Below are 11,736 nucleotides of genomic sequence, written 5' to 3' on the forward strand. Positions count from 1 at the left end.
TCCACGTATCGAGCGAGGTGACGTCATGAGCATTTTTAGCCACTTCCAGCAACGTTTCGAGTCCACGCGGCAGGAGGAATACTCGCTGCAGGAATACCTCGAACTCTGCAAGCAGGACCGCAGTGCCTATGCATCGGCTGCGGAGCGTCTGTTGCTGGCAATCGGAGAACCGGAGCTGCTGGATACCTCGACCAATTCGAGGCTCTCGCGAATCTTTTCCAACAAGGTGATTCGCCGCTATCCGGCCTTTGCGGACTTCCACGGGATGGAAGAATGCATCGAACAAATCGTGTCCTATTTCCGCCATGCCGCCCAAGGCCTGGAAGAGAAGAAACAAATCCTTTATCTGCTCGGCCCCGTGGGTGGTGGTAAATCGTCCCTGGCCGAGAAGCTCAAGCAACTGATCGAAAAAGTGCCCTTCTACGCCATCAAGGGCTCGCCGGTGTTCGAATCGCCTCTGGGTCTGTTCAACGCCACTGAAGATGGCGCGATCCTCGAGGAAGACTTCGGCATTCCACGCCGCTATCTCAATACCATCATGTCGCCATGGGCAACCAAGCGCCTGGCCGAGTTCGGCGGTGACATCAGCCAGTTCAAGGTGGTCAAGCTCTACCCATCGATCCTCAACCAGATCGCGGTGGCCAAGACCGAACCGGGTGACGAAAACAACCAGGATATTTCCGCCCTGGTGGGCAAGGTCGATATCCGCAAACTGGAAGAATTCCCACAGAACGACGCCGACGCCTACAGCTATTCGGGCGCGCTGTGCCGGGCCAACCAGGGCCTGATGGAATTCGTCGAAATGTTCAAGGCGCCCATCAAGGTGCTGCACCCACTGCTGACCGCCACCCAGGAAGGCAACTACAACAGCACCGAGGGCCTCGGGGCCATTCCGTTCACCGGCATCCTGCTGGCCCACTCCAACGAATCGGAATGGCATACCTTCCGCAACAACAAGAACAACGAGGCCTTCATCGACCGGATCTACATCGTCAAGGTGCCGTACTGCCTGCGAGTGAGCGACGAGGTGAAGATCTACGACAAGCTGCTGTTCAACAGTTCGCTGTCCAAGGCTCATTGCGCACCCGACACCCTGAAGATGCTTGCCCAGTTCACGGTGCTGTCGCGTCTCAAGGAACCGGAAAACTCCAACATCTATTCGAAGATGCGCGTGTACGACGGTGAAAACCTCAAGGACACCGATCCGAAGGCCAAGTCGATCCAGGAATACCGCGACAACGCGGGGGTCGATGAAGGGATGAACGGACTGTCCACACGTTTCGCGTTCAAGATCCTGTCCAAGGTCTTCAACTTCGACCCTCACGAGATCGCGGCCAACCCGGTTCACCTGCTGTATGTGCTGGAACAGCAGATCGAGCAAGAGCAATTCCAGGCCGAAACCCGCGAGCGCTACCTGCGCTTCCTCAAGGAATACCTGGCCCCGCGCTACATCGAGTTCATCGGCAAGGAAATCCAGACGGCGTATCTGGAGTCCTACAGCGAGTACGGCCAGAACATCTTCGACCGCTATGTGCTGTACGCAGACTTCTGGATCCAGGACCAGGAATACCGCGACCCGGAAACCGGCGAAATACTCAATCGCGTCGCCCTCAACGAGGAACTGGAAAAAATCGAGAAACCGGCGGGCATCAGCAATCCGAAGGACTTCCGCAACGAGATCGTCAACTTCGTACTGCGCGCCCGGGCCAACAACAACGGCAAGAACCCAACCTGGCTCAGCTATGAAAAGCTGCGGGTGGTCATCGAGAAGAAAATGTTCTCCAACACCGAAGACCTGCTGCCAGTCATCAGTTTCAACGCCAAGGCCAGCAAGGAGGACCAGCAAAAACACAACGATTTTGTCACACGCATGGTCGAACGTGGCTACACCGACAAACAGGTACGACTGCTCTCCGAGTGGTATCTGCGGGTCCGGAAATCGCAGTAAGCAGCGGCAAGCTTCTAGCTACAGCCTGTAAGGGAACGGCGTTGAGCCCATGGCTCGACGCCACGCCCCTTGCAGCTTGAGGCTTACGACTTGAAGCTCCCTCGGAGGGGCCTATGAGCTATGTGATCGACCGACGCCTTAATGGCAAGAACAAGAGCACGGTGAACCGCCAACGGTTTCTGCGGCGTTACCGTGACCACATCAAAAAGGCCGTCGAAGAGGCGGTCAGCCGGCGTTCCATTACCGATATGGAGCACGGCGAACAGATCAGCATCCCCGGTCGCGACATCGACGAGCCGGTGCTTCACCATGGTCGCGGTGGCAAACAGACCGTCGTGCACCCCGGCAACAAGGAATTCACCAGCGGCGAGCATATCCCCCGTCCCCAGGGCGGAGGCGGCGGCAAGGGTCCCGGCAAGGCCGGCAACTCCGGCGAAGGCATGGATGAGTTCGTGTTCCAGATCACCCAGGAGGAATTCCTGGAGTTCATGTTCGAGGACCTGGAACTGCCGAACCTGGTCAAGCGCAACCTGACCGGCACCGACACGTTCAAGACCGTGCGTGCAGGTATCAGCAATGAAGGCAATCCGTCGCGCATCAACATCATCCGCACCCTTCGCTCAGCCCACGCCCGGCGCATCGCGCTGTCGGGCAGCAGCCGAGCCAAACTGCGCGAGGCCAAGGAAGAACTGGCCCGCCTGAAACGCGAAGAACCCGACAATTTTGGCGACATTCAGGACCTTGAAGCGGAAATCGAGAAACTCAGCGCCCGCATCCATCGCGTACCGTTCCTCGACACGTTCGACCTCAAGTACAACCTGCTGGTGAAACAACCAAACCCCAGCTCCAAGGCGGTGATGTTCTGCCTGATGGACGTCTCCGGTTCCATGACCCAAGCCACCAAGGACATCGCCAAGCGTTTCTTTATCCTGTTGTACCTGTTCCTGAAACGGAACTACGACAAGATCGATGTAGTGTTCATCCGCCATCACACCAGTGCCCGGGAAGTGGACGAAGAGGAATTCTTCTATTCCAGGGAAACCGGCGGCACCATCGTTTCCAGCGCCCTGAAGCTGATGCAGGAGATCATGGCCGAGCGCTACCCCGCCAACGAATGGAACATCTATGCAGCCCAGGCGTCGGACGGTGACAACTGGAACGACGATTCACCAATCTGCCGCGACATCCTGATCAACCAGATCATGCCGTTCGTCCAGTACTACACCTACGTGGAAATTACTCCACGCGAACATCAGGCCTTGTGGTACGAATACGAACGGATTGCCGAAGCTTTTTCCGACACATTTGCCCAACAGCAATTGGTCTCGGCCGGGGATATCTACCCGGTCTTCCGTGAACTCTTCCAGCGCAGGTTAGTGACATGACCGCCAAAAAAGAGCAGAAGCGCCAGCCCATTTCCACCGGCTCCGAATGGACATTCGAGCTGATCAAGGCCTACGACCGCGAAATAAGCCGTATCGCGGACCGTTATGCCCTCGACACCTACCCGAACCAGATCGAGGTGATCACCGCCGAGCAGATGATGGACGCCTATGCGTCGGTCGGCATGCCGCTGGGCTATCACCACTGGTCCTACGGCAAGCACTTCCTCAGTACCGAGAAATCCTACAGCCGGGGCCAGATGGGGCTGGCCTATGAGATCGTCATCAACTCCGATCCGTGCATCGCCTACCTGATGGAAGAAAACACCATCTGCATGCAGGCCCTGGTGGTGGCGCATGCCTGCTATGGGCACAACAGCTTCTTCAAGGGCAACTACCTGTTCCGCACCTGGACCGATGCCAGCTCGATCATCGATTACCTGGTGTTCGCCAAGCAGTACATCATGCAATGCGAGGAACGCCATGGTATCGACGCGGTGGAGGACCTGCTGGACTCCTGCCACGCCCTGATGAACTACGGCGTGGACCGCTACAAGCGGCCATATCCGATTTCCGCCGAAGAAGAACGCCGGCGCCAGAAGGATCGCGAAGAGCACCTGCAAAAACAGATCAACGATCTGTGGCGCACCATTCCCAAAGGTGCAGACAAGTACAACGAAAAAGACAATGCCCGGTTCCCTGCCGAACCCCAGGAGAACATTCTCTATTTCATTGAAAAACATGCGCCGCTGCTTGAGCCGTGGCAGCGGGAAATCGTGCGCATCGTGCGCAAGATCGCCCAGTATTTCTATCCACAGCGCCAAACCCAGGTCATGAACGAGGGCTGGGCCACGTTCTGGCACTACACGCTGATGAACGACCTGTACGACGAGGGACTGGTCACCGACGGCTTCATGATCGAGTTCCTGACTTCCCACACCAGCGTGGTATTCCAGCCCGGCTTCGACAGCCCGTACTACAGCGGTATCAATCCTTACGCACTGGGCTTCGCCATGTACCGCGACATTCGGCGCATGTGCGAAAACCCCACCGAGGAAGATCGTCGCTGGTTCCCGGACATCGCTGGCTCGGACTGGTTGTCCACCATTAAATTCGCCATGAGCAGCTTCAAGGACGAAAGCTTCATCCTGCAGTACCTCTCGCCCAAGGTGATTCGCGACCTGAAACTGTTCAGCATCCTCGATGACGATCAGAAAGATGACCTGCTGGTACCTGCCATTCACGATGAGGGCGGCTACCGCATCATTCGCGAAACCCTGGCGGCGCAGTACAACCTGGGCAATCGCGAGCCCAATGTGCAGATCTACAGCATCGACCGCCGCGGAGATCGCTCGCTGACCCTGCGGCACCAGGCGCACAACCGCAAACCGCTGGGCGACTCCACCGACGAAGTGCTCAAGCATCTGCATCGCCTCTGGGGTTTCGACATCCACTTGGAAACCCTGCAAGGCGACCAAGTGATGAAAACCCATCACGTGCCACCCAGAGGCGAACAAGCCGAAGGAGACTACGGTCGCCTGGATCTGGCCGTCATTCATCTTTGATCCCGTTTTCGCCTCCGGACGTCCGACGCAAAGGTTATCCTGTCGGACCAACGGAGGTTTTTTATGCAGATCTATAAAGTCGGCGGCGCCGTTCGCGACCGCCTGCTGGGCATTCCCGTCACCGACATCGATCGGGTCGTGGTGGGTGCCACCGCCGAGGAAATGCTCGCCAAGGGATTTCGCCCAGTGGGGGCCGATTTTCCGGTATTCCTCGACCCGAAGAGCGGCGAGGAGTACGCCCTCGCCCGCACCGAACGCAAGAGCGGCCGAGGTTATGGCGGCTTCGTGTTCCATGCCAGCCCTGAAGTGACCCTGGAGGAGGACCTGGTTCGCCGGGACCTGACGATCAACGCCATGGCCGAAGATGACCACGGCAACCTGACCGATCCGTACCATGGTCAACGCGATCTGGAAGCCCGCGTGCTACGCCACGTTTCCCCCGCTTTCGCCGAAGATCCCCTTCGAGTCCTGCGGGTTGCCCGCTTCGCCGCGCGTTATGCTCCGCTGGGTTTCAAGGTGGCGGACGAAACCCTTGAACTGATGCGCCAACTCAGCGATTCCGGCGAACTGGAAGCACTGACGGCCGAGCGCAGCTGGAAAGAAATTTCCCGCGCCCTCATGGAAAAACAGCCACAGGTATTTATCCAGGTCTTGCGCGACTGCACGGCCCTCAAGGTCCTGATGCCAGAGGTCGATGCGCTGTTTGGCGTGCCCCAGCCTGAAGCCCATCACCCGGAAATCGACACCGGCGTCCATACCCTGAGCGTGCTGGAACAAGCCGCCCTGCACCAACAACCGCTGACGGTCCGCTGGGCCTGCCTGCTCCATGACCTGGGCAAAGGCCTGACACCCCGACACGAATGGCCACGACACATCGCCCATGAGCACACGGGGCTGAAGCTGATCAAAGCGGTCAACGAACGCTTCAAGGCTCCCCGCGACTGTCAGGAATTGGCGTTACTGGTTGGCCAATACCACACCCATGGTCATCGCGCGCTGGAGCTCAAGGCGTCAACTTTGCTTGAGCTGCTGCAGAGTTTCGATGTGTACCGTCGACCTCAGCGCTTCGAGGAGTTCATCGCAGCCTGCGAGATGGATGCACGGGGGCGCAAAGGGCTTGAAGACAGAAGTTATCCACAGGCTGATTATTTGCGGGGCGCAGCGGCAGCAGCCCGCGCGGTGGCGGTGCAGCCTTTGCTGGAGAAGGGCTTCAAGGGACCGGAGCTGGGTGAGGCGATCAAGCGCGAGCGCCTCAAGGCGTTGAAAGGCTACAAGGAAGCGGCAAGCTGACGGGCGTTCGTGTCAGTTTGCATTTTGGCTGGATGTTCCGCCGTCATCGCGAGCAAGCTCGCTCCCACAGGGATCTCGGTATACCTGTGTGGGAGCGAGCTTGCTCGCGATAGCGGCAGGCGCCTCAGCGCAGATTCGATGGCGTAAGCTGCTGGCCTCGCCATTCGAAAGCCACTGGCGCCAGCACTTGGTCGATCTGCGATTCCTCCCACAAAGTAGCGAAGCTTTTGCCCACGCCTGGGTGAATCCGATCCGGCGCGATCAACGACAAAGGCCATAGGACGAAGGCGTTCTTGAGGATTTCCGCGCGCGGCAGGATCAGCCCATCGAAGTTGCCGACCTGTTCGCCATACAACAACACGTCGATATCCAGCGGCAGCCCCTTGCGGTCCGGCGCATAGCGACCGTTGTCCGCCTCGATGAACTTGAGACGACGATCCAGCTCCATCAGGGGCAGATCCGTGAAGGCCGAGACGACGAAATTGAAGAATGGCCCGCTCTTGATACCCACCGGCTGGCTCTCGAACACGGCCGAACAGCGGATGTCCACCAGGAAACCGGCCAAGGCTTCAAGACCGGCGCACAGATGGGTTTGGCGCTCGATATTGCTGCCGAGCCCGAGAAAAACCTGAGTCAGCGACATCCGCGCTCGATCTCCACACCAACGCCGCTGGCCGCCGGTACGGCGCCAGGCTTGGTTAATTTCAGACGCAGCCAGGTGATCTTGAACTCGTCCATGAGCTCCTGGGCCAATCGCTCGGCAAAGGTCTCGACCAATTGGAACTGCGCCTGTTCGGCAAATGCCTGGATGCGCGACGATACGCTGGCGTAGTCGAGCGCCAGGGTCAGGTCGTCACCCGCAGCGGCCGGGCGGTTGTCCCAGGCGAAGCTCAGGTCAAGCCGCAGGCACTGTCGAATGCCTCGCTCCCAGTCGTAGGCCCCGATTACCGTGTCGACTTCCAGGCCCTCGATAAACACTCTGTCCAAGCACTCTTCTCCGCAGCACGACAAGGGCGCAATGCGCCGTTAGAATCAGGGCGTCCTCGCCCGGAATAGTTAGCATGTTTTGGTTACTGGCGATTCTCGCCTACCTGCTCGGCTCGCTGTCCTTCGCCATTTTGCTCAGCCGCCTGACCGGTCGCCCGGATCCGCGAATGAGTGGCTCGGGCAATGCCGGCGCCACCAACATGCTGCGCCTGGCCGGACGCAAACTCGCCATCCTGACCCTGCTGGGCGACCTCTGCAAAGGCCTTGTCCCGGTATTGATCGCCAGCCTCGCAGGGCTCTCGTTGCAGCAACAGGCCTGGATCGGCGTCTGCGCCGTCATCGGCCATCTATTCCCGCTGTACTTTCGCTTTCGTGGCGGCAAGGGTGTCGCCACCGCCGCCGGCATGCTGCTGGGCCTGTACCCACCCGCCGCCCTGCTGGCTGTCTGTGCCTGGCTGCTGACGTTCTACCTGACCCGCACCAGCTCCCTGGCCGCGCTGATCGCCACACCGCTGACCCTGCCGTTGCTGGCCTGGCAGGAACCGGCGGCCTTGCTGCCAATGACCGCGCTGGTTGCGCTGATCGTCTGGCGTCACCGGGGCAATCTACGCGACCTGTTCGCCGGGCGCGAACGGCATTTTTAAATGACGTTTCACAGCGGCGCCAACTGCTCCATCGGCCAGCGCGCCTGTACGCTGATCGCCAGGCTTTCGTGCTGGCCGGCCTGCAAGCGCTGACAACCGGCAAAGGCAATCATCGCGCCGTTATCTGTACAGAACTCCGGCCGGGCGTAGTAAACGTCGCCCTTCATGTCGCCGAGCATTTTCTCCAGCGATGTCCGCAAGGCCTTGTTCGCGCTCACGCCGCCTGCGATCACCAGGCGCTTGAGCCCGGCCTGCTTGAGGGCACGCTTGCACTTGATGGTCAAAGTCTCCACCACGGCCTGCTGGAACGCCAGTGAGATGTCGCAACGGGCTTGCTCACTGTCGTCCCCGACGCTGACGCACTGCTGCCAGGTGTTCAGGGCAAAGGTCTTCAACCCGCTGAAACTGAAATCGAGGCCGGGACGGTCGCACATTGGCCGCGGGAACACGAAGCGCCCATCGACCCCTTGCGTCGCAAGCCGAGAGATTTCCGGCCCACCGGGATAATTGAGGCCCATCATTTTTGCAGTTTTGTCGAACGCTTCGCCGGCAGCATCATCGAGCGTCTCGCCGAGCAACTCGTATTGGCCGATGCCATCGACCCGAATGAGCTGCGTATGGCCGCCCGATACCAACAAAGCGACGAACGGAAATTGCGGCGGTTGCGACTCCAGCATCGGCGCCAGCAGGTGGCCTTCCATGTGATGCACGCCCAGGGCCGGAATCCCCCAGGCAAAGGCCAGCGCCTGGGCACAGGAGGCGCCCACCAGCAACGCGCCCACCAGGCCCGGGCCGGCGGTGTAGGCGATGCCGTCGATCTCGGTCGGCACGCAGCCGGCTTCGGCCAGGACCTGGCGGATCAAGGGCAGCATGCGCTTGACGTGATCGCGAGAGGCAAGCTCGGGCACCACCCCGCCGTAGGCACGGTGCAGGTCGATCTGGCTGAACAGCGCATCGGCCAGCAGGCCACGTTCACTGTCGTAAAGTGCGACACCGGTTTCGTCGCAGGAGGTTTCTAATCCCAGTACTAGCATGGGTTTGCGCCTTGTAGAGGCTGAATTCGAAGGCGCGCATAATAGTCGCCGCGTTGTGCCCCGACCAGCGGTTTTCGATCAGAGGCTTTGCATTCCGAGCGTTGAGGGGTTAACATCCGCAACCCTTAAAAACCGACGTCTTCAAGTGCTCTTTTGCCGCGAGGATGTTGACCCCGGTAATGAATGAAGGTAGCTCTGGATGCCAGCCGTCAAAGTAAAAGAGAACGAACCCTTCGACGTAGCTCTGCGTCGTTTCAAGCGCTCCTGCGAAAAAGCCGGTGTTCTGGCTGAGGTTCGTAGCCGCGAATTCTACGAGAAGCCGACTTCTGAGCGTAAGCGCAAGGCAGCAGCCGCTGTTAAGCGTCACGCCAAGAAAGTTCAGCGCGAACAGCGCCGCGCCGTACGTCTGTACTAATACACAGACGTCCGTAGCAAGCTTCTGCCAAGCCCGGCCTTCAAGCCGGGCTTATGGCATTTGCGGAATAACGCTTGATGCTTCACCGTCAAAGCCGCAGACGCGACCAAGACAACCTGCTTCACCGCGTCAGACCTGGCTCTTTTGCCAGCGGTGCACGTCTTTCCTGACGAGCCTTCCAAGGCTACCGACGAGCACACCCTGATTCCTCTAACGACGATCAGCCCAAGGCACCTGCCCGCGTGTCCGCTTCATGAGCTATCCGAGGCCTGAACGGCCGTTACCGGATTCAGCGCAACACATTCAAACAGTCGAATACTGATAGTTATTAACGTCAGTGGATTATCGGCAGATACACTTCCCGACAGCGATGATGCAGACGACCCGGTCGAGCCACCGATTTAGCGTGCCTCAAACCCAGCCCCGGTTACGCCTGCCGATTTCGGGTCCATATTTCGCGCAGTGATGATGAGAACGCCATGGCCGGGCTGATTCCCCAGAGCTTTATTGACGACCTCCTGAACCGCACCGACATCGTCGACGTGGTCAGCTCTCGCCTGCAAATGAAGAAAGCGGGCAAGAACTACACGGCCTGCTGCCCGTTCCATAAAGAAAAAACGCCTTCTTTCAGCGTCAGCCCCGACAAGCAGTTCTACTATTGCTTCGGCTGCGGCGCTGGCGGCAATGCCCTCGGCTTCATCATGGACCACGACAACCTGGACTTCCCCCAGGCCGTCGAAGAACTGGCCAAAGCCGCCGGCATGGAAATACCCCGCGAGGAAAGCGGTCGACAGCACAAGCCACGCCAACCGACCGATTCTCCGCTTTACCCACTGCTGACAGCGGCAGCGGATTTTTATCGCCAGGCCCTCAAAAGCCATCCGGCACGCAAGGCTGCGGTGGATTATCTCAAGGGCCGCGGCCTGACCGGCGAAATCGCCCGGGACTTCGGCCTCGGCTTCGCCCCGCCCGGCTGGGACAACCTGTACAAGCACCTAAGCAGCGATACGCTGCAACAGCGCGCCATGATCGACGCCGGCCTGCTGATTGAAAATGCCGAAACCGGCAAGCGCTACGACCGCTTCCGCGACAGGGTCATGTTTCCGATCCGCGACACACGCGGGCGGATCATCGCCTTTGGTGGCCGGGTGCTGGGGGACGACAAGCCGAAATACCTGAACTCCCCGGAAACCCCGGTGTTCCATAAGGGCCAGGAACTCTATGGCCTGTACGAAGCACGCAAGAACAACCGCAATCTTGATGAAATCATTGTCGTCGAAGGCTACATGGACGTTATTGCCCTGGCCCAGCAAGGCCTGCGCAACGCCGTGGCGACCCTGGGCACGGCCACCAGCGAAGAGCACATGAAGCGCCTGTTTCGCGTGGTGCCCAACGTGCTGTTCTGCTTCGACGGCGACCAGGCCGGCCGTAACGCCGCCTGGCGCGCACTGGAGGCCACCTTGCCGTGCCTGCAGGACGGACGCCGGGCACGCTTCCTGTTCCTGCCCGAGGGCGAGGACCCGGACACCCTGGTGCGCTCCGAAGGTACCGACGCGTTCCGTGCGCGGATCAACCAGCACGCACAACCGTTGGCCGACTATTTTTTCCAGCAATTGACCGAAGAAGCCGATCCACGCTCCCTCGAAGGCAAGGCCCACATGGCCACCCTCGCAGCACCGCTGATCGACAAGGTGCCCGGTGCCAATCTGCGCACACTCATGCGCCAGCGCCTGACCGAGATCACCGGCCTGAACAGCGAAGCGGTCAATCAATTGGTGCACAGCGCCCCCCAGGAGGCGCCACCGGCTTATGACCCGGGCGTCGATTACGACGCGATGCCGGATTTCGCCGACTATCATCAACCCCAACAGGATTACGCCCCCCAGCAGGAATGGACACCGAAAAAACCCGGCAGTGGCGGCAAGAAATGGGACAAGAAACCCTGGGACAAGAACGGCAAGCGCGGCGATCGCGACCAGCCACGTGCCCCGCGCGTGCCGGCCGCCGTCGAACCACCAACACTGGCCGCCTTGCGCACCTTGCTGCATCACCCGCAACTGGCAGAAAAAGTAGAGGACGCCGGGCACTTCGCCGCCGAGGACCACAGCAATACGCAATTGCTGGTTGCACTCCTTGAAGCCGTGCAGAAGAACCCCAAGCTAAACTCTTTCCAATTGATTGCACGGTGGCACGGCACCGAGCAGGGGCGTCTGTTGAAGGCCCTGGCCGAGAAGGAATGGCTGATTGAAGGAGACAACCTTGAACAACAGTTTTTCGACACCATTACTAGCTTATCCGCCCGCCAACGCGAGCGAAACCTGGAACAACTTCTGCGAAAAGCTCGTCAGAGCGAGTTGACCAGCGAAGAGAAAAACCAATTGCGCGACTTACTCAGCCGCAATGTTTGCGCATCAAACCCGACCTCAACTGGCGCGTGAGGTCACAGCTCAGGTATAATCCTCGGCTTGTTT

The 11,736-nt window shown here is 59.5% G+C and carries 10 protein-coding genes; 7 read left to right on the top strand and 3 right to left on the bottom strand.

Features of this window, described 5'->3' with window-relative positions; genetic code table 11:
• The first annotated feature begins 25 nt into the window (after nucleotides 1–25).
• The 4 genes from KGA89_RS09750 (at nucleotide 26) to KGA89_RS09765 (ending at nucleotide 6,185) form a co-directional block, all read left to right on the top strand.
• Entirely contained in the window at nucleotides 26–1,948 is a 1,923-nt protein-coding gene (locus KGA89_RS09750) for a PrkA family serine protein kinase (protein ID WP_003206178.1), read from the top strand.
• A 113-nt stretch (nucleotides 1,949–2,061) separates the two neighbouring features.
• Complete coding sequence (locus tag KGA89_RS09755) at nucleotides 2,062–3,333, top strand: YeaH/YhbH family protein (protein ID WP_003206179.1); 1,272 nt, start codon at nucleotides 2,062–2,064, stop codon at nucleotides 3,331–3,333.
• Entirely contained in the window at nucleotides 3,330–4,895 is a 1,566-nt protein-coding gene (locus KGA89_RS09760; protein WP_003206181.1) for a SpoVR family protein, read from the top strand. Before KGA89_RS09755 ends, KGA89_RS09760 begins: the two co-directional genes overlap by 4 nt.
• Nucleotides 4,896–4,958: 63 nt before the next feature.
• Nucleotides 4,959–6,185, top strand: a complete 1,227-nt coding sequence (locus KGA89_RS09765; protein WP_223471395.1) for a multifunctional CCA addition/repair protein — start codon at nucleotides 4,959–4,961, stop codon at nucleotides 6,183–6,185.
• A 124-nt stretch (nucleotides 6,186–6,309) separates the two neighbouring features.
• On the opposite strand, the gene folK is transcribed toward KGA89_RS09765, so the two are convergent.
• A complete protein-coding gene (gene folK / locus KGA89_RS09770; protein WP_003206185.1) occupies nucleotides 6,310–6,828 on the bottom strand; it encodes a 2-amino-4-hydroxy-6-hydroxymethyldihydropteridine diphosphokinase in 519 nt (172 codons plus the stop codon).
• The gene (gene folB / locus KGA89_RS09775) at nucleotides 6,819–7,172 is read right to left on the bottom strand and encodes a dihydroneopterin aldolase (RefSeq protein WP_003206187.1); all 354 of its coding nucleotides are present in this window, start codon (nucleotides 7,170–7,172) and stop codon (nucleotides 6,819–6,821) included. Before folB ends, folK begins: the two co-directional genes overlap by 10 nt.
• A 74-nt stretch (nucleotides 7,173–7,246) precedes the next feature.
• Between folB and plsY the strand changes: the two genes are divergently transcribed.
• Nucleotides 7,247–7,816: a glycerol-3-phosphate 1-O-acyltransferase PlsY gene (gene plsY, locus KGA89_RS09780; RefSeq protein WP_003206189.1), complete on the top strand. Its 570-nt coding sequence runs from the start codon at nucleotides 7,247–7,249 to the stop codon at nucleotides 7,814–7,816.
• Nucleotides 7,817–7,824: 8 nt separating this feature from the next.
• Here the strand turns inward: plsY and tsaD are convergent, their stop codons facing one another.
• A complete protein-coding gene (tsaD, locus tag KGA89_RS09785) occupies nucleotides 7,825–8,850 on the bottom strand; it encodes a tRNA (adenosine(37)-N6)-threonylcarbamoyltransferase complex transferase subunit TsaD (RefSeq protein WP_003206192.1) in 1,026 nt (341 codons plus the stop codon).
• 199 nt (nucleotides 8,851–9,049) lie between these two features.
• Here tsaD and rpsU point away from each other — a divergent pair, with 199 nt between their 5' ends.
• Complete coding sequence (gene rpsU / locus KGA89_RS09790) at nucleotides 9,050–9,265, top strand: 30S ribosomal protein S21 (RefSeq protein ID WP_002551877.1); 216 nt, start codon at nucleotides 9,050–9,052, stop codon at nucleotides 9,263–9,265.
• A gap of 479 nt (nucleotides 9,266–9,744) precedes the next feature.
• Nucleotides 9,745–11,703 (top strand): DNA primase, encoded by a 1,959-nt coding sequence (gene dnaG, locus KGA89_RS09795; protein ID WP_003206194.1) that lies wholly within the window; start codon nucleotides 9,745–9,747, stop codon nucleotides 11,701–11,703.
• The last annotated feature ends 33 nt before the right edge of the window (nucleotides 11,704–11,736 follow it).

Origin of the sequence: Pseudomonas sp. A-RE-22 (assembly GCF_019956035.1) — a bacterium.
Taxonomy (GTDB): Bacteria; Pseudomonadota; Gammaproteobacteria; order Pseudomonadales; family Pseudomonadaceae; genus Aquipseudomonas; species Aquipseudomonas brassicacearum.